The sequence below is a fragment of the Pseudonocardia sp. NPDC049154 genome, assembly GCF_040648315.1.
Taxonomy (GTDB): Bacteria; Actinomycetota; Actinomycetes; order Mycobacteriales; family Pseudonocardiaceae; genus Pseudonocardia.
On record NZ_JBEZDN010000030.1, the window covers coordinates 17,481 to 31,363 of the forward strand.

Here is a 13,883-nt window from a genome sequence, read left to right on the forward strand (position 1 = left end):
CGGTTCATGAAGATCACGACCGGGCCGGCAGTGATCCGCTACACCCTCGCCGACGCCGAGGCGATCTACCGCATGCTCGGCGACTACTTCTCCCAGCCCGAGGTCGTCGAGGCCCTCGACGCCTGCTCGGACGCGGAGGTCCCGGTCATCGAGGTCATCGAGGACGTCGAGCCGGTCGACCTGCCGGAGTGAACAGCGGGGGCGCCATCTGACCCGTGGCGCCCGCCGTATCCCCACACGAAGGGTTCCCCCACCATGACCATCCTGACCGGCTTCTTCTACCGCGGCCGACACCGCAGACCGACGCACACCGGCCGGAACGTGGCGATCGTCGCCACGACCGGCGCGCTCGCCCTCGGGGGCGCGGCGCTCACCTCCAGCCAGGCCCAGGCGGCCGAGGCTCCGCGGTCGGGCGACCTCGACGTCATCGCTCAGTGCGAGTCGGGCAACCAGAACGTGAAGAACCGCAGCTCGTCGGCCTCCGGCTACTGGCAGATCATCGACGGTACGTGGCGGGCGAACGGCGGCACGGCGTTCGCGCCCACCGCGATGCAGGCAACCAAGGCCGAGCAGCGCATCGTCGCCGAGCGGATCGCCGCGCGTCGCGGTAGCTACGCGGACTGGAACCCGAGCAAGGGCTGCTGGGGGAGCAAGATCGGCAAGGCCCTGCCGCAGCGGGCCACCGACGCTCCGCGCACGACCCGGAAGCCGACGACGACCACGCCGCGCCAGGCCACGGTCGACACCGGTCGGGCGGCCGATGGCACCGGTAGCTACACCTGCGACGTCGCGCACCTGAGCTTCGATGCGTGCGACCCGTCGAACCTCGGTGCGCTCGTCCAGTACCCGCGGTACGACCGGGCCACCGGCCGGGTCACGCCGGCCGCCGGCGCGGTTGCCGGCAAGCACCGCAAGGTGGAGCGCGGCGACACCCTGTCGGAGATCGCCGCGGGGAGCGGCACCACGTGGCGTGCCCTGGCGGAGAAGAACGGGCTGGCGAACCCGCACCTGATCTTCCCCGGGCAGGACGTCGTCCTGTAGTGGGCGGCAGGCACCGGCGCAAGCGGCCGTCGCCCTGGAGGCGCGTGCTCCAGGCGGCAGCCGCAGGCTCGGCGGCAGCGATGCTCGGTGCGGTGATCGCCGTCGTCCGGCGCGAGGCGGTCATCCCCGACCTGCCCGCCCCGCCCATGACGATGACGAAACCCGAGGTCACCGGGACGCTGCCGGCCATACCGGTGGTCGGCCCAGCGGGCGCCGTCGAGGCTGCGGCCTCGGCGGCGACCCCGCCCCCGACGACGACTGCGACGCCGCCACCGACCACGACAGCGCGCCGCACGACACCCCCACCCGCGACTCGGGTGGCCACGCAGCGGGCGGTCGCCGAGGCGGTGCCGACCGACGCCAGCATGGGCCAGCGGATCATCGCGACGGCCCGGCTGTACTTCGGCGTCCCGTACGTCTGGGGCGGCACCAGCCGGGCCGGGTTGGACTGCTCGGGCCTGACCTACCTGGTACTGCGGGCGCACGGCTACAACCCGCCGCGCACCGCGGCGACGCAGGCGAACTGGACGACGCGGATCTCCGCGGCCCAGGCCCGGCCCGGCGACCTGGTGTTCGAGAACTACCCGGCCACGCACGTCGGGATCTACATCGGCAACGGCCGGATGATCGACGCCGCCACCTTCGGCACCGTCGTGGGCGAGCGGGCGGTCCGGGCCGGCATGTACTTCGGGAGGCTCCCGTGATCGAACGCGCCTACCTCATCGGCGGCCCGATGTGCGGCGGATGGGTCGAGAAGCCGATCGGCGCCGAGGAGGTCGAGGTGACCGGCGTCGGCACCTACCACCGGGTCAGCGCCGTGCCGAACTGGATGGTGAACCCGTCGTTCCGGCCGACATACCCGATGTTCCTGTGGGAGCCCTACTACCACGACATCGAGCACCCGCCGGCCCCGCCGTCGGGGCGACCCGAGGAGGTCTCGTGACGGAGTGGAAGGCCGGCGACGTCGTGCCGGCTGAGCGGGTCAACGAGCTGCCGGTCGGCACGGCTGTGGTCATCCAGTGGGACCACGAGGACGAGATCACCTCGGACTCCGCGCTGGTCAAGGTCGGGCCCGGTGACTGGGCCGGCCCGACCGACCCGGCCGACCCGGCCGACGATCAGATCGTGACCGATGTCTATCGCGGCCCCGGCGGGGCCGTGTACCACGTGCTCTACGTCGGGAGTGCTGCGTGACCCATCTCCGCATCGTGGACGAGATCCCGCCGGAGCTCGACGAGGGCGACGACGGCGGGGACGACGACGGCGAGGGCCTGATCGCCATCGACGTGTCGATCTCCGGGGTGGATGACGGGATGACGTCGTGCCGGAAGTTCCTCGACGGCGACACGCCGCCGGAGGAGCTGGCCCAGGCGCTGATCATGACGATGCGCGGCGCCGTCGCCTCGTTCGACCTCGACGTCCAGCTCGCCTTCGAGCGTCGACTGCTGCACTGGAGGGATCCCGATGAACGCTGAGCGGGAGGCCCGGCTCGCCTGGCTCCGCGAGAAGCGGGAGCAGATCGAGCGCCGGATCTGGGCCGACCAGCAGGAGCTGCGGTCGGTGTACATCGCGATCGCAGCCGAGGTCGCCGCGGAGGCCGAGGGCCGATGAGTGACGAGAAGGACACCACGACGGCGCTGCCGCAGAGCTGCGTGCGCTGCGGCGCGCTGTCCCTGCTGCGCGTGGTCGGCCGGTGCGCGGCGTGCATCGGCGAGATGGGCCTGAGCTACCCGCCGGATCACAAGGCCTGGCGAGACGAGCTCACCCGGGAGGTGAGGCCAGAGTGAGGGACGAGAGCCCCATCTTCCCGATCGCGGACATCGTCGAGAACTACGGCGGGGACCCGACATACAGGGGCGGCTGGTCGCCGATGGCCTGCCCGTTCCACGGCGACCGCAACGCCTCCGCCTCGATCCACCACGGGGCCCAGCGGTTCTGCTGCCACGTCTGCATGGAGCGCTCCGAGGACGCCATCGGGCTGGTGATGTGGCAGGAGGGCTGCGACTACAAGGCCGCGGTGGAGATCTGCGAGTCGATCACCACTGCCGACAACGCGCCGGCCACGAAGAAGGCCGGCGGAATGAGTTCGATGTTCGACTGATCGGGAGCAACTACCGTGGCTGTATCGAAGGTGCTCCCGTCGGCGACCCGCGGCCTGCTCGCCGAGGCAACCGAGCGGTACCACGAGGCGCTACTCGAGGACGATCACGCGCTCGACTACCTCGGGGCCCGCGGGATCGACCTGCCCGAGATCTACAGCTACCAGCTCGGGCTCGTGGTTGACCCGATACCGGACCACGAGAGCATGACGGGCCGCATCGCGATCCCGTACCTCGTGCCCCGCGGGGGACCGGTCGGGATGAAGTTCCGCTGCCTGCGACACAGCGACTGCAAGGCCGTCGAGTGCCCGAAGTACCTCGCGCACACCGGTATGGGGCAGCGGCTGTACAACGTCGGCGCGCTCAAGGTCGCGTCGGACGTCATCGCGATCACCGAGGGCGAGCTCGACGCGATCGTGGCGACCGAGGCGGGCATCCCGGCGGTCGCGGTGCCCGGCGTCAAGGGCTGGGCCGACGCCTGGGCGTTCTGCTTCGAGGGCTACCGCAGGGTCCTTGTCATCGGCGACGGGGACGAAGCGGGCCGCAGCTTCGCTGAGCGGCTCGCTGACCACATCGACAGCGCCCGCGCGGTCCCCATGCCGGACGGGCACGACGTCACTTCGCTGGTGCTGGAGCAGGGCCCAGAGGCCCTCAGAGAGAGATGCACATGAAGACGATCATGCTGATGCCGGACACGCACGCCCCCTACGAGGACAAACGCGCGGTCAGCGTGTTCATCACGGCCCTCGCCACGGTGCAGCCGGCGGAGCTGATGATCCTCGGCGACTTCCTCGACTGCAAGGCGCCGGCGCGTTGGTCGCGCGGCCTCGCCGAGGAGTACGTCTTCTCGCTGGAGGAGGAGGCCGCGGCCGGCATCCGGACCCTCGAGCGGATCCGCGCGGTCTACCGCGGCCCGATCCGGTTCCTGCTCGGCAACCACGAGGACCGGATCCAGAACTACATCGAGAAGTACGCGCCCGCCCTGATCGGCGTGGCGCGCACCGTCCCCGAGCTCCTCGAGTTCGAGCGCTTCGGCGTCGAGCTGATGGATCAGCCCTACGGCATCGCCCCCGGCGTGCGGGCGATCCACGGCAAGCGCCTGTCCAGCACGCAGCAGGCCGCCGGCCAGTCCGCCTACAAGGAGCGGATGCGCCTGGGCCACAGCATCGTGCAGGGCCACACGCACCGGCTCGGCGTCGGCTGGGACACGCAGGAGCGATCCCGGTTCTGGCTCGAGGCCGGGTGCCTGCTCGACCTACGGAAGGCCGACTATCTCGACTTCCGCGGCGTGGCGAACTGGCAGCAGGGCTTCGCGATGCTGCACGTCGAGGGGTCGAAGGTCTGGCCCGAGGTCGTCCCGATCCACGGCGGGCGCGCTGTGCTTCACGGCCGCCAGCTATCCGCGTAGCCGCTACCGCGGAACCGTCCGAGCCGTCGATCCAGGGTCCGGTTCGCCAGGATCTCGCGCTGCTCGCCGGTCAGCCACCGGACCAGCCACGGGCGCACGCGCACCGGCCGCTCGCCCGGTGAGAAGTCGAAGCCGGTCCAGAACGGGTCCGCTCCTCGCCGTCCGAGGCGCCACCGGCGCCGGAGCGGGGGCGGGCCGTCTGTGCCCTGCACGCGCCCGATCTGTCCTGCATACGGCCTTCGGCTCACGCGGCCGAACCTAGCAATCCACCTGGGCCGCTCTCCTTCCGGGCTCTGCTCCGACCGATCTGTCCACGGGGTCCTGTACACCTGTTGATGCTAGCACGACGCGGCAAGCATGGGAGGTGATCCGCATGCGGAACCGTGCCTGGTGAATCTGACAGTCCTCGGGGGCCCGGGTGTACACCGCTCCGCTCCCACCTTGCAGGAGGAAGCAAGCATGAAGTTCACCCGGGTCCTCGACGGACGCTGGCTGCTGGAGATCGGCGGCCACGCCCACCTCGTGAAGGACCACGAGCTCGCCGCACTGGCCGAGGCCGTGTCCTTCCGGCTCAAGATCGAGGACGTCGTCCCGACTGCGTCAGGCGTAGGCCTCAAGCTGACGCCGGCGCCAGGCTCGGAGGACGCCGAGCCGAAGTACCTGCACCTCTGCTTCTCCGACGAAGCCGAGGATCTCGCCCACAAGGTGCTGATCGCCTCCAAGATCGACCACGCGACCGGCCGGATCAAGGCCCTCGACGAGGCCCAGGCCGAGCTCGAGGCGGACACCGAGCCGGAGCCGGCCACCGGCGAGCTGGTCGCCGTCGACCCGACCGACCCGCTGTTCGGACCGGTGCGGCTGGGGCGGCACGCCCTGCGGGAGGACGGGCGAGCCGGCCGGCCCACCGGGACTACTCGGACCCGGCCTTCCTCCCGCCGTCGCGCGACCAGCGCGCTCCGGTCCCGGCACCGCCACCCGAGCGCCCGACGTGGGACGACTACTTCCTCGACGGCGCGCGGTGGGCAGCTGGCCGCTCCGACTGCGAGCGGTCGAAGGTCGGGGCGGTCGTCGTGCAGGACCGCCGGGTGCGGGGATCCGGCTACAACGGGGCCCCGGCCGGCGAACCAGGCTGTGAGACCTGTCCGCGCCGTCAGTCCACTGTGGCGCCCGGGTCGTCGTACGACACCGGGGCCGGGGCCTGTGTCGCCCTGCACGCCGAGCAGAACGCCCTGCTCTACACGGATCGCGCCGACCGCATCGGCGCCACGCTCTACATCACCCGCGAGCCGTGCGACGGCTGCCGCCGACTGATCGCTGGCGCCGGCATCGCCCGGGTGGTCTGGCCCGAAGGGGAGTACCAGCCGTGATCGACTTCGAGAAGGTCGGGCTCGCGATGGAGCGCGACAGGCTCCAGGACAGGGTCTCGGAGCTGGAGGCCGAGGTGCTGCGCCTCCAGGCCCTGCTCAAGATCGCAGACAAGCCAGCTCCCGTCGAGAAGGTCAACCCGTTCCCGGGGCAGGCAGTAGGGGTCGTCGACTTCACGTGGGCCGACTACGGCGGCCCCGAGCAGATCGAGCTCTACGAGCTGAACGAGGGCGCGGACCTCGAGCTCCTGGACGCGATCAACCTCGTGACCTCGGTGGTCGAGGGGCACACCGAGCTGCTCGACGAACACAAGATCGTGCTCGACATCGACCACCCGGTGAGGGTGCTCGAGAGCTCGACCCCGGGGCACCACCACCTGTTCATCGACAAGGCGGTGAGCTGGGCCAAGTACCAGCACGTCCTTCACGCCCTGGCGGTCGCCGGAGTGGTCGAGCCCGGCTACGTCGCCGCTTCGATCGACCGCGGCTGCACCGCGGTTCGCCTGCCGTGGGTGAAGAAGGGCGAGCAGGCATGACCCTCGACGAACTGCTCGCGGCCCTCCAGTACGTCCGCGAGCAGAGCAAGGACTGGGGTGGCCGACGGGTGGTCATGGTGACTTCCTGCGACTACGAGGAGATCAAGCGGGTCGACTTCGATCCGATGGAGATCGCCCTCGTGAGCGACCGGCTGTGACCTACCGCGGCACGACGAACCGCAACGCACGGGGGAGCTCGTACAACCGCCGGACCCGCCGGGCCTGGTTGCTCTCCACCTTCGGCGATGGCGAGACCGCCCCCTGCTACCGGTGCGGCACCGAGCTGGACGACTCGACGCTCACCGTCGATCGGAAGATCCCCGGCTGCGAGGGCGGCACCTACCGCCGCGACAACATCCGGCCCGCCTGCGGGTCGTGCAACTCCGAGACAGGCGGCCAGCTCGGCGGCGAGCGCCGGCGGGCCCGGAAGGTCAGGGACGCAGCATGAACACGTTCAGCAAGGAGGCCGCGATCGACGCGGTGATGGCGCTGGTCCGCGAGGAGCTGGTCCGCGCTACTGCGAAGTTCGGTCCGTTCGCCTCGGCGCACGAGGGCTACGCCGTGATCGCCGAGGAGGTCGACGAGCTCTGGGACGACGTCAAGGCGAACGATGCCGACGGTGCGATCGCCGAGGCCGTGCAGGTAGCGGCGATGGGCGCGCGCTTCGTGCTCGACATGGAGGGGCGGGCATGAAGGTCACCCTCGTCGCGGCCACGCAAGTCAGGGCCCCGATCTACGACTTCCTCCCCTGGGGCGAGGAGGCCGGCGTGAGCAGGGACGGGGAGTACCTCGTCGAGTTCGCCGGCCGGGCCTGCTACCAGGCGTGGGGCCGGAAGAACCCGGAGACCCGGAAGACCCGGGACTACGTCCGGAAGAACATCATCGGCAAGGACCACGGCTCCGTGCTCGAACACGCCTCGGCGACGTTCTACATCGAGGGCGTGTCGCGCTCCCTGACTCACGAGATGATCCGGCACCGCGCCGGCACGGCGTACAGCGAGCTGTCGCAGCGGTACGTCGACCTCGCCGACGTCGAACTCGTGGTGCACCCGACGGTGCAGCCCCTGCTGCACGAGCCGGTGGTCGGGGCGCGAGACCCCGAGACCAAGGAGCCGATCACCGTCGAGCGTCTCATCCTCCAGTCGTACGAGGACGTGGCGTTCGCCTACGACCGGCTCTCCGCCACGCTGGAGGCGCACGGGATCACCGGCAAGCGGGCCCGCGAGGCGGCGCGCGAGGTCGCGCAGTCGATGACCGAGACCAAGCTCGTCATGACCGCGAACTACCGGGCCTGGCGGCACATCCTCCGGATGCGGGGGAGCGAGCACGCCGACGCGCAGATCCGTGCGCTGGCGCTACTGCTGCTGGAGGCGCTCTACGACGAGGCCCCCTCGGTCTTCGGCGACTACTCGGTGGTCAACACGCAGTACGGGCAGGTGATCGAGGCGTGAGCGCGCCCGACTTCCGCGGCTTGGTCGCGATCTACCACCGGGCGCGGGCGATCCGGGAGCACCACAACGAGGGTGCCCGCAGGGCTGTCCGCTTCATCCTGGACGGGACCAACTTCGGCGCCCCGATGGGGGAGGCGTGCCGGCCGCAGTACGACGTCGACCACGGCGTGCCGATGGTGTTCGACCCCGACGCCGACCAGGGCCGAGGCGGGTGGGTGACCACGCGCCCGGTGTTCACCGGCGAGCTGTACCGCGTCGTCGAGACCCCGTCCGACCCGACCACGGCGAACGGCTCGTGGCGCTGGGCCGGCACAGGCTGGGGCCGGCCCCGGACCTACCGCACGCTCCGCGCGGCGCGCAGCGTCGCCTCCCGACTCCGGGCGCAGTACGCACGGGCCGGGGTGCAGATGGAGGTCGCCGTGCAGCGGGCACCGGTCGGACAGTGGGAGGTCGTGGCGTGAAGGTCTACGCCCTGGGCATCCGCCGCGGCGGCGAGATCGAACTCGCCGGGGAGCCGGCCCTGAACATGTGCTGGGACGTCGTCGAGAAGGTGCGCGTCGAGGTCCAGCAGCTCGACGACACGATCGTGAAGCACTTCCCCGGCCAGCAGCCGAAGGAGTTCGTCGTGCTGGAGGCCGAGCCGGGCTGGGCGGTGGTGAGCGGGTGAGCATCCGCAAGCACGTCCGCTGGAATGAGCACGGCGATCCGATCCTGACGATCAGAGTCGAAGGACACTCCGACGTCTACCGGCTGGCATGCCACCTCAAGCGAGGGCAGTCGGAGTTCTGCGACATCGGCCGCCGGATCCAGCGCTCGCTCCGCCGGAAGTGGGGAGCGAAGCGGTACCGCGCACTGGAGGCCTACTACTGGGGTCCGAAGGGAGAGCGGTGAGCACCGCGCAGTACGCGCGCCTCGCCGTGCACCCGGCGCTCTGGGACAGGCTGGTCGGCTGGCTGGAGTCGCAGGACATCGAGCCGAAGCCGGCCGGCCGCCCGGGGGAGTGGACTGCCACGCCCTCGGGCGAGCAGCTCAAGGCCTGGCGCCGCGAGGCGGTCTCGATCCCCGAGGCCGACCTGATCGTGGAGCGGATCGGCCACCTCGGCCAGCGTGCGCACGAGAGCGCGGCCGGAGTCCGGGTCCGGCACGTCCCGACGCAGATCGTCGTCGAGTCGATCAACCACCCGAAGCTGCTGCGCAACAAGGTCGACGCGCTGGAGATCCTCCGCGACCGGCTGCTCGCCGTCCAGGACGCCGGCGTCACTGCCTGGTGGGACGACCACGGAGAGGACCGGCACGACATGCAAGCGGAGCTTGCGTCCCAGCACTCCAGCTCCGCTGGAGGTGCGCAGTGACCAGTCCGAATGAGCGGGCCCTGGTGACCCTGCGCGTCGTCAGCCCGTGCGAGCACGGCGTCGAGCACGACATCCTCGAGCTCTCCGAGGGGGCGGTGTTCAGCTTCCCCGCCTGCAAGGACTCGCGCGGGAACCCTCGGTACCACGTCGCCGACGCGACGCACTACCCGCGAACGGTGCGGCGCCGGTGATCGCCTTCCTGGTCCGGGCCTTCGTACTGGCCGGGCTGATCGTGCTGTTCGGCAGCCTCGCCGGCATGGCCGGCGTCCTGATGTACATCGTCTTCTTCTGGAGTCCGACGCTGTGATCACCATCCCCGCGGCCCCGCCGGCCATCCGGCCGGAGAGCGGTGCCGACAAGCTCGACCCGCACGAGAAGATGCGGATCCGCGCCGCTGCGTTCCGGGCCACGAAGCTCTACCCCGGCCCGGTCGGCGAGCTCCTCGCGAAGGAGCTGCTGGACTGGGAGGGCTTCGGCTACCGGTTCGGCGGTCACACCCTGACCGCCCGCCTGGTCGACCACGTCCTCGGCGCGGCGCTTCCGACGGGGGGTACCGCATGACCGCCTCGTCCCCCACCGGAGACACCGCAGCCTCGGCCCTCGCGGACGCGGCCCAGTCCTTCCTGGACGCCATCCAGTCGCCCAGCCGCTGGAACTACACCAGCGAGGTCATGAAGCTCCGCGGGGCAGTTGACGCGTACCGCAGCGCGGCTGTGTCGTCGTCCTCCCCGGACGACACCGCACCGGCCCGCACGGTCCCGGTCGAGGTGGCGAAGCTGACGGAGATCGCCGCGACGCTGGACGAAGTCCTCGCCTACCACCGCGAGTACGACGGCTGCGATGAAGACCTCCTGGTGGAGACCGCTAGGCAGGTCCGGCTGCTCGCCGCTGGCCCGCCTGCGACAGCAGGGAACGACCCGGCAGCGACCACGGACGAACTCGCCGCCGCTGCTGATCGGCTCGACGCGGCGGCCGAGCGCGCCTACCACGGTGGCAGCCGCTTCTTGCGGGCGCTCGCCACCGACCTGCGTGACGCCCGTGGCGCCGTCGGAGTCGCCTGGGCTCGCCCTACCGCCTGCGCCCTGCTCGGGATGCCGGTCCCCGCAGACGGCGACACCGGGGAGACCCGGTGACCACTCGCTACTGTCAGGCCAAGGACTGCACCGGCACCCTCGGTCGACGCCAGGACCGGTTCTGCTCGCGCGTGTGCTCGGCCGCGGAGGCCCGTGGGCAGGCGGCGCCGAGCCGGCTGGCCCTGCCGGACCGAGAGTGCCCGGCGTGCGGGGCGCTGCTCGTGCGCCGCGAGAAGGAGAAGGCCTCGGACTTCCGGCTGCGGAAGACGTGCGGCGACCTCTGCGCCCTGCGCCTGCGCACCGCGGGGAAGACGGCGGTGCTGCTGCCGCGCCCGGTGGTCGTGATCGCTCCCCCGAACCGCCCGCTGTGGCGACCCGAGGGCTGGCCCGACGAGGTGCCGGCTGACGTGCTGCGACACCGAGGAGTGACGGTATGAAGCTCGATCGTGGAACCGTGGCCCTGCTACTGGCGGCGCTCGTGCTGGCCGTGCTCGTGATGGGCATCGTCTTCGTGGCGGCAGCGTGAAGGACAAGCGCGACGAGTGCGGGTGCCACCGCGAGTGCACGTGGATGGCGCACGAGTGTCCGGCCCCGTGTGTGTGGCCGGAGTGCCTGACCGACGCCGAGGCCCAGGAGCTGGCCGCCGAGATCGCGGCGCAAGGCCTGTAGACCAGCGCGCCCGGCCGACGTACCGTCAGCCCGTGACCCTCGACCAGGTGGCGGACTGGATCGGCGTCGACCGGGCGGACGTGGCCTGGACGATCAGCGAGTACCTCGCGCTCGACCTGCACGAGGACGACATCCCGTACCCGCTGGTGGGGGAGCTGCGCAGCGTGCTCGAACCGCACGGCGAGCGCACCGACCTCGACAGGTACTGGCCTATCCCCGGCATGCCGACGTTCGACCCGCGTCGGGGGTAGCGGGCCCCGAACATGACGAAGGCCCCGGTCCTCCCTGATGGGAGGCCGGGGCCGTTTCGTTGTTGGACGCGAGGGCGCCGGAGGGGCCAGGGAGGAAGGGTGAACAACGCCCCCAGCCTCGCCTCCGACGCCCCCGCAGTCTAGCGCTTGATCTCGAGCGCGAAGGAGTCGGGCTCGACATCGAGCATGATCGCGATGACGTCGCGCGCCATCGGTTCGATCTCGTCGTCGGTGCGCGCCTGCGTGACGACGCCCAGTTCGGGGATGTCGATGTGCCAGAACTTGCCGTCCCGGGTGACCCGGGCGAGATACGTTCTCATCGCTCCCCCTTGCAGTAGGTGTCCCGCTGCCGGAGAGCCCGGCGGTACCAGCGTGGGCGCCACGGGCGCCACGCCGCAGGCTTGCCGTGCTCGTACTTCCACCAGCCGAGGTGCACCGGCCGGGTCGCGTGGCCGTTGCCGTCGTTGAGCATGAACACCGCACGCGCGTACCGGATCGGACGCGGAGCCCCGGGCCTGTCCGAGATCGGCTCCCGCCACACCCGGTTCACCGCCGTGCCCGCTTCCGCTTCGGCTGGCTGGTGAGGTGGAAGTGTCCGGAGCCCGGCGTGCACTCGTAGGCCCGGCACTCGACCCGGCCCTGCTTGTACCCGCCGTGCTCGGCGCGCACCTCGCGCGCCTGCCGGAGCTGCTTGTCCGCCTCGGCCTTCGTGAAGGTGCGCTTCCCGCACGAGCACAAGGGCTGGTCGAAGCGGATCGTGACCGGTCGGCCCGCCGGCCGGGTCACAACGCACCCCGAGCTCGAGCTCGCTCCGGCACGATGACCGCAGCGTGGAACTCGCCGAAGCACCCGGCGTGGACGTAGCGGGCCACCTCGTGGATCCGCCCGTCCGGGTCCCGCAGCACGGTCACCCCGAGCACGAACGGCTCACCCGGCGCGATGGCGTGGCAGCACTGCTCGCACAGGGTCAACGCGGGGGCGCTCATAGTCCAGCCCCCCGCAGGTCCAGCGTGCGCGACCCGAGGTCGAGCACGGCGGTCATCAGCCAGTCGGCCCGCTCGGGCGCGATCTCCGCGCCGGTCTCCCGGTCGTAGCGGGCCGGGATCTTGATCAGGACCGAGGCCTCCTCGCCCAGCTCGGCCACGGCCCGCCGCGCTGCGGCTGCGAGCTGGCCGACGGTCACGGTCTCGAACTCCGCCCCGATCATCGGACCGTCACCACCGGGATCTCGCCGGCCGGGAGCTGGACGGCCAGCCGCCCGCCCACCGACCAGAGGATGCCGCGGTGGAACGCCTCGGTGACAGCGCTCGCGCGGTCGACGGCGTCCAGCTTGCCGAAGATCCGGCGGACGTGCGTCTTCACGGTGTCCTCGGCCAGCCACAGCACCTCGCCGATGGCCGCGTTCGAGTAGCCGCGGGCCATCAGGTACATGACCTGCTTCTCCCGCGGGGACAGCGCCTTCGTCTCGGTCGTCCGGTCGCCGGTGATCCGCTGGACCCGGCGCGGAGAGATGATCGTCTGCACGCTCATCGCTGCGAACCACCCTTCATCTCGTCGAACTTCTCGTTCAGGTCCCAGGCCTCGTCCTCCTGGGCCTCCTCGGTCGGGACCACGGTGTCCACCGCGTCCCAGGTGCTCTTGCCCATGCCCATCTCGTGATCACCCTTCCGTTGTGTTCTGGTGTCGATCCGACTGACCGTCGGTGCCGTGCCGATCCCTCACGGGAGTAGGGATCGGCCAGCGTCATCCGGTCAGGCTCCTTCCACGTAGCTGAGTCGTTCGTCCAGGTAGCTGAATCGTTCGTTCTGTCGCTCGTGCCAGGCCAGGTGCGTGACCCGGTCCGTCCCGATCACCGGGACCGCGCACTCCGGGCACGACCACAGGTCGTCGGGCATCGAGCCGGGGTCCGGCGCGATGAGTCGGCCCCGGTAGATGAACCCGAGCTCGTCGTACGCCGCGGTCATCGGTTCGCCACCCATGAGTGCACGTTCCCCGGGGTCGGCCAGTTGTCGGCCGCCGTGCTGTCGTCGGTGCACGCCATCACGACCAGCGTGATGGTGAGGCTGATCAACAGCAGGACGAAGGCGTTGACGCTGATCAGTCGCATCGATGCCTCACTCCCCGACCAGCTCGTCGACGACATCGGTCCACCGGATCCGGTCGTAGTCGTTCGGGGCCAGCTCCTGGGCCACGTGCCACGCGGCGTCCGACTCGTGTCGGGCGTCGCGCAGCACGCCGGTCAGGTAGTCCTGCATCCCGGCGACGCCACCACGCCGCAGCGCGCCGCGCGCCTCCTCGTAGTACTCACCGTCGTTGGCGATCCACAGCTTCACCTGCTCGGTGACGTACCGCGCCCGGTCGCTGTGCTCGCGCTCCTCGTCCGCCTCGGCGCCCGTGTCGATGATGAGCTGGGCCGCCGCGGAGTCGGACAAGATGTCGACCCCGCCGTACTCCTGCCCGTGGATCTTGGCGTACGCCTCCGCGCGCTCCTCGGTCCAGAACAGGGTCAGCGTGTCCAGGTCGCCGTCGTCGGCGACCCAGTACACGGTGGTGGTGTCTCCGTTCATGATCTTCACCCTTCCGTTGGTTGTCCGGCTGATCACCGGCGCCGAGGACACGGCGCGAGTCCGTGTCCCAGC

General features: G+C 70.8%; 36 protein-coding genes and 1 pseudogene. 27 read left to right on the plus strand and 10 right to left on the minus strand.

Annotated features, from left to right (window positions below):
- Positions 1–6: 6 nt before the first annotated feature.
- The 11 genes from AB0B41_RS16930 to AB0B41_RS16980 all read left to right on the plus strand — a co-directional run bounded on the left by AB0B41_RS16930 (position 7) and on the right by AB0B41_RS16980 (position 4,548).
- Positions 7–192, plus strand: coding sequence for a hypothetical protein (locus AB0B41_RS16930; RefSeq protein WP_358203952.1), 186 nt, complete (start codon positions 7–9; stop codon positions 190–192).
- 63 nt (positions 193–255) lie between these two features.
- Positions 256–1,041: a transglycosylase family protein gene (locus AB0B41_RS16935; protein WP_358203954.1), complete on the plus strand. Its 786-nt coding sequence runs from the start codon at positions 256–258 to the stop codon at positions 1,039–1,041.
- 44 nt (positions 1,042–1,085) lie between these two features.
- Positions 1,086–1,745 carry a C40 family peptidase gene (locus tag AB0B41_RS16940; protein ID WP_358203957.1) on the plus strand — a complete coding sequence of 220 codons (660 nt, stop codon included), beginning with the start codon at positions 1,086–1,088 and terminating at the stop codon, positions 1,743–1,745.
- A complete protein-coding gene (locus tag AB0B41_RS16945; RefSeq protein WP_358203959.1) occupies positions 1,742–1,984 on the plus strand; it encodes a hypothetical protein in 243 nt (80 codons plus the stop codon). Before AB0B41_RS16940 ends, AB0B41_RS16945 begins: the two co-directional genes overlap by 4 nt.
- Entirely contained in the window at positions 1,981–2,235 is a 255-nt protein-coding gene (locus AB0B41_RS16950) for a hypothetical protein (RefSeq protein WP_358203961.1), read from the plus strand. The genes AB0B41_RS16945 and AB0B41_RS16950 overlap by 4 nt, the downstream gene beginning before the upstream one ends.
- The gene (locus AB0B41_RS16955) at positions 2,232–2,516 is read left to right on the plus strand and encodes a hypothetical protein (RefSeq protein ID WP_358203963.1); all 285 of its coding nucleotides are present in this window, start codon (positions 2,232–2,234) and stop codon (positions 2,514–2,516) included. Before AB0B41_RS16950 ends, AB0B41_RS16955 begins: the two co-directional genes overlap by 4 nt.
- Positions 2,506–2,652, plus strand: a complete 147-nt coding sequence (locus AB0B41_RS16960; RefSeq protein ID WP_358203965.1) for a hypothetical protein — start codon at positions 2,506–2,508, stop codon at positions 2,650–2,652. The genes AB0B41_RS16955 and AB0B41_RS16960 overlap by 11 nt, the downstream gene beginning before the upstream one ends.
- Positions 2,649–2,828 (plus strand): hypothetical protein, encoded by a 180-nt coding sequence (locus AB0B41_RS16965; protein ID WP_358203968.1) that lies wholly within the window; start codon positions 2,649–2,651, stop codon positions 2,826–2,828. Before AB0B41_RS16960 ends, AB0B41_RS16965 begins: the two co-directional genes overlap by 4 nt.
- Positions 2,825–3,142 carry a CHC2 zinc finger domain-containing protein gene (locus tag AB0B41_RS16970; protein ID WP_358203970.1) on the plus strand — a complete coding sequence of 106 codons (318 nt, stop codon included), beginning with the start codon at positions 2,825–2,827 and terminating at the stop codon, positions 3,140–3,142. The genes AB0B41_RS16965 and AB0B41_RS16970 overlap by 4 nt, the downstream gene beginning before the upstream one ends.
- Positions 3,143–3,157: 15 nt before the next feature.
- On the plus strand, positions 3,158–3,811 hold the full coding sequence (locus AB0B41_RS16975; protein WP_358203972.1) for a toprim domain-containing protein: 654 nt from the start codon (positions 3,158–3,160) through the stop codon (positions 3,809–3,811).
- Positions 3,808–4,548, plus strand: a complete 741-nt coding sequence (locus AB0B41_RS16980; RefSeq protein WP_358203973.1) for a metallophosphoesterase — start codon at positions 3,808–3,810, stop codon at positions 4,546–4,548. The genes AB0B41_RS16975 and AB0B41_RS16980 overlap by 4 nt, the downstream gene beginning before the upstream one ends.
- A gap of 600 nt (positions 4,549–5,148) precedes the next feature.
- On the opposite strand, the gene AB0B41_RS16985 is transcribed toward AB0B41_RS16980, so the two are convergent.
- Positions 5,149–5,418, minus strand: a complete 270-nt coding sequence (locus AB0B41_RS16985; RefSeq protein ID WP_358204129.1) for a hypothetical protein — start codon at positions 5,416–5,418, stop codon at positions 5,149–5,151.
- A 128-nt stretch (positions 5,419–5,546) separates the two neighbouring features.
- Here AB0B41_RS16985 and AB0B41_RS16990 point away from each other — a divergent pair.
- The 16 genes and pseudogenes from AB0B41_RS16990 to AB0B41_RS17065 all read left to right on the plus strand — a co-directional run.
- Positions 5,547–5,915 (plus strand): annotated as a pseudogene (locus tag AB0B41_RS16990) (deaminase); the annotation flags it as partial.
- The gene (locus AB0B41_RS16995; protein ID WP_358203975.1) at positions 5,912–6,448 is read left to right on the plus strand and encodes a hypothetical protein; all 537 of its coding nucleotides are present in this window, start codon (positions 5,912–5,914) and stop codon (positions 6,446–6,448) included. The pseudogene AB0B41_RS16990 and the gene AB0B41_RS16995, both read left to right, overlap by 4 nt.
- Complete coding sequence (locus AB0B41_RS17000) at positions 6,445–6,606, plus strand: hypothetical protein (RefSeq protein WP_358203977.1); 162 nt, start codon at positions 6,445–6,447, stop codon at positions 6,604–6,606. The genes AB0B41_RS16995 and AB0B41_RS17000 overlap by 4 nt, the downstream gene beginning before the upstream one ends.
- A complete protein-coding gene (locus AB0B41_RS17005; RefSeq protein WP_358203980.1) occupies positions 6,603–6,896 on the plus strand; it encodes an HNH endonuclease in 294 nt (97 codons plus the stop codon). Before AB0B41_RS17000 ends, AB0B41_RS17005 begins: the two co-directional genes overlap by 4 nt.
- Entirely contained in the window at positions 6,893–7,141 is a 249-nt protein-coding gene (locus tag AB0B41_RS17010; RefSeq protein ID WP_358203982.1) for a hypothetical protein, read from the plus strand. The genes AB0B41_RS17005 and AB0B41_RS17010 overlap by 4 nt, the downstream gene beginning before the upstream one ends.
- Positions 7,138–7,899, plus strand: a complete 762-nt coding sequence (gene thyX / locus AB0B41_RS17015) for an FAD-dependent thymidylate synthase (protein ID WP_358203985.1) — start codon at positions 7,138–7,140, stop codon at positions 7,897–7,899. The genes AB0B41_RS17010 and thyX overlap by 4 nt, the downstream gene beginning before the upstream one ends.
- Positions 7,896–8,360: a hypothetical protein gene (locus tag AB0B41_RS17020; RefSeq protein WP_358203987.1), complete on the plus strand. Its 465-nt coding sequence runs from the start codon at positions 7,896–7,898 to the stop codon at positions 8,358–8,360. Before thyX ends, AB0B41_RS17020 begins: the two co-directional genes overlap by 4 nt.
- On the plus strand, positions 8,357–8,566 hold the full coding sequence (locus AB0B41_RS17025; RefSeq protein WP_358203990.1) for a hypothetical protein: 210 nt from the start codon (positions 8,357–8,359) through the stop codon (positions 8,564–8,566). The genes AB0B41_RS17020 and AB0B41_RS17025 overlap by 4 nt, the downstream gene beginning before the upstream one ends.
- A complete protein-coding gene (locus AB0B41_RS17030; RefSeq protein WP_358203992.1) occupies positions 8,563–8,790 on the plus strand; it encodes a hypothetical protein in 228 nt (75 codons plus the stop codon). Before AB0B41_RS17025 ends, AB0B41_RS17030 begins: the two co-directional genes overlap by 4 nt.
- Positions 8,787–9,251 (plus strand): hypothetical protein, encoded by a 465-nt coding sequence (locus tag AB0B41_RS17035; protein WP_358203994.1) that lies wholly within the window; start codon positions 8,787–8,789, stop codon positions 9,249–9,251. The genes AB0B41_RS17030 and AB0B41_RS17035 overlap by 4 nt, the downstream gene beginning before the upstream one ends.
- A complete protein-coding gene (locus AB0B41_RS17040; protein ID WP_358203996.1) occupies positions 9,248–9,442 on the plus strand; it encodes a hypothetical protein in 195 nt (64 codons plus the stop codon). Before AB0B41_RS17035 ends, AB0B41_RS17040 begins: the two co-directional genes overlap by 4 nt.
- A gap of 112 nt (positions 9,443–9,554) precedes the next feature.
- Positions 9,555–9,812 carry a hypothetical protein gene (locus AB0B41_RS17045; protein WP_358203999.1) on the plus strand — a complete coding sequence of 86 codons (258 nt, stop codon included), beginning with the start codon at positions 9,555–9,557 and terminating at the stop codon, positions 9,810–9,812.
- Complete coding sequence (locus AB0B41_RS17050) at positions 9,809–10,384, plus strand: hypothetical protein (RefSeq protein WP_358204001.1); 576 nt, start codon at positions 9,809–9,811, stop codon at positions 10,382–10,384. Before AB0B41_RS17045 ends, AB0B41_RS17050 begins: the two co-directional genes overlap by 4 nt.
- Entirely contained in the window at positions 10,381–10,761 is a 381-nt protein-coding gene (locus tag AB0B41_RS17055; RefSeq protein ID WP_358204003.1) for a hypothetical protein, read from the plus strand. Before AB0B41_RS17050 ends, AB0B41_RS17055 begins: the two co-directional genes overlap by 4 nt.
- 85 nt (positions 10,762–10,846) lie before the next feature.
- Positions 10,847–10,993, plus strand: a complete 147-nt coding sequence (locus tag AB0B41_RS17060) for a hypothetical protein (protein WP_358204005.1) — start codon at positions 10,847–10,849, stop codon at positions 10,991–10,993.
- 32 nt (positions 10,994–11,025) lie between these two features.
- Positions 11,026–11,244, plus strand: a complete 219-nt coding sequence (locus AB0B41_RS17065) for a hypothetical protein (protein WP_358204007.1) — start codon at positions 11,026–11,028, stop codon at positions 11,242–11,244.
- 140 nt (positions 11,245–11,384) lie between these two features.
- Here AB0B41_RS17065 and AB0B41_RS17070 read toward each other — a convergent pair whose 3' ends face one another.
- The 9 genes from AB0B41_RS17070 to AB0B41_RS17110 all read right to left on the minus strand — a co-directional run bounded on the left by AB0B41_RS17070 (position 11,385) and on the right by AB0B41_RS17110 (position 13,811).
- Entirely contained in the window at positions 11,385–11,564 is a 180-nt protein-coding gene (locus AB0B41_RS17070) for a hypothetical protein (RefSeq protein ID WP_358204010.1), read from the minus strand.
- The gene (locus tag AB0B41_RS17075; protein ID WP_358204012.1) at positions 11,561–11,722 is read right to left on the minus strand and encodes a hypothetical protein; all 162 of its coding nucleotides are present in this window, start codon (positions 11,720–11,722) and stop codon (positions 11,561–11,563) included. The genes AB0B41_RS17070 and AB0B41_RS17075 overlap by 4 nt, the downstream gene beginning before the upstream one ends.
- Positions 11,723–11,790: 68 nt before the next feature.
- Complete coding sequence (locus AB0B41_RS17080; protein WP_358204015.1) at positions 11,791–12,030, minus strand: hypothetical protein; 240 nt, start codon at positions 12,028–12,030, stop codon at positions 11,791–11,793.
- Positions 12,027–12,230, minus strand: a complete 204-nt coding sequence (locus tag AB0B41_RS17085; RefSeq protein ID WP_358204017.1) for a hypothetical protein — start codon at positions 12,228–12,230, stop codon at positions 12,027–12,029. The genes AB0B41_RS17080 and AB0B41_RS17085 overlap by 4 nt, the downstream gene beginning before the upstream one ends.
- Positions 12,227–12,451, minus strand: coding sequence for a hypothetical protein (locus tag AB0B41_RS17090; RefSeq protein ID WP_358204019.1), 225 nt, complete (start codon positions 12,449–12,451; stop codon positions 12,227–12,229). The genes AB0B41_RS17085 and AB0B41_RS17090 overlap by 4 nt, the downstream gene beginning before the upstream one ends.
- Positions 12,448–12,774 (minus strand): helix-turn-helix transcriptional regulator, encoded by a 327-nt coding sequence (locus AB0B41_RS17095; protein WP_358204021.1) that lies wholly within the window; start codon positions 12,772–12,774, stop codon positions 12,448–12,450. Before AB0B41_RS17095 ends, AB0B41_RS17090 begins: the two co-directional genes overlap by 4 nt.
- 221 nt (positions 12,775–12,995) lie before the next feature.
- Positions 12,996–13,223, minus strand: a complete 228-nt coding sequence (locus tag AB0B41_RS17100) for a hypothetical protein (RefSeq protein WP_358204023.1) — start codon at positions 13,221–13,223, stop codon at positions 12,996–12,998.
- Complete coding sequence (locus AB0B41_RS17105; protein ID WP_358204025.1) at positions 13,205–13,351, minus strand: hypothetical protein; 147 nt, start codon at positions 13,349–13,351, stop codon at positions 13,205–13,207. The genes AB0B41_RS17100 and AB0B41_RS17105 overlap by 19 nt, the downstream gene beginning before the upstream one ends.
- Positions 13,352–13,358: 7 nt before the next feature.
- A complete protein-coding gene (locus AB0B41_RS17110; RefSeq protein WP_358204027.1) occupies positions 13,359–13,811 on the minus strand; it encodes a hypothetical protein in 453 nt (150 codons plus the stop codon).
- Positions 13,812–13,883: the final 72 nt, after the last annotated feature.

Bases quoted from the DNA above. Each gene is read 5' to 3' on its own strand.
- AB0B41_RS16930 (WP_358203952.1), top strand. From the start codon at position 7: ATGAAGATCACGACCGGGCCGGCAGTGATCCGCTACACCCTCGCCGAC.
- AB0B41_RS16935 (WP_358203954.1), top strand. From the start codon at position 256: ATGACCATCCTGACCGGCTTCTTCTACCGCGGCCGACACCGCAGACCG.
- AB0B41_RS16960 (WP_358203965.1), top strand. From the start codon at position 2,506: ATGAACGCTGAGCGGGAGGCCCGGCTCGCCTGGCTCCGCGAGAAGCGG.
- AB0B41_RS16965 (WP_358203968.1), top strand. From the start codon at position 2,649: ATGAGTGACGAGAAGGACACCACGACGGCGCTGCCGCAGAGCTGCGTG.
- AB0B41_RS16980 (WP_358203973.1), top strand. From the start codon at position 3,808: ATGAAGACGATCATGCTGATGCCGGACACGCACGCCCCCTACGAGGAC.
- AB0B41_RS17000 (WP_358203977.1), top strand. From the start codon at position 6,445: ATGACCCTCGACGAACTGCTCGCGGCCCTCCAGTACGTCCGCGAGCAG.
- AB0B41_RS17010 (WP_358203982.1), top strand. From the start codon at position 6,893: ATGAACACGTTCAGCAAGGAGGCCGCGATCGACGCGGTGATGGCGCTG.
- thyX (WP_358203985.1), top strand. From the start codon at position 7,138: ATGAAGGTCACCCTCGTCGCGGCCACGCAAGTCAGGGCCCCGATCTAC.
- AB0B41_RS17050 (WP_358204001.1), top strand. From the start codon at position 9,809: ATGACCGCCTCGTCCCCCACCGGAGACACCGCAGCCTCGGCCCTCGCG.
- AB0B41_RS17070 (WP_358204010.1), bottom strand. From the start codon at position 11,564: ATGAGAACGTATCTCGCCCGGGTCACCCGGGACGGCAAGTTCTGGCAC.
- AB0B41_RS17085 (WP_358204017.1), bottom strand. From the start codon at position 12,230: ATGAGCGCCCCCGCGTTGACCCTGTGCGAGCAGTGCTGCCACGCCATC.
- AB0B41_RS17090 (WP_358204019.1), bottom strand. From the start codon at position 12,451: ATGATCGGGGCGGAGTTCGAGACCGTGACCGTCGGCCAGCTCGCAGCC.
- AB0B41_RS17095 (WP_358204021.1), bottom strand. From the start codon at position 12,774: ATGAGCGTGCAGACGATCATCTCTCCGCGCCGGGTCCAGCGGATCACC.
- AB0B41_RS17100 (WP_358204023.1), bottom strand. From the start codon at position 13,223: ATGGGTGGCGAACCGATGACCGCGGCGTACGACGAGCTCGGGTTCATC.
- AB0B41_RS17105 (WP_358204025.1), bottom strand. From the start codon at position 13,351: ATGCGACTGATCAGCGTCAACGCCTTCGTCCTGCTGTTGATCAGCCTC.
- AB0B41_RS17110 (WP_358204027.1), bottom strand. From the start codon at position 13,811: ATGAACGGAGACACCACCACCGTGTACTGGGTCGCCGACGACGGCGAC.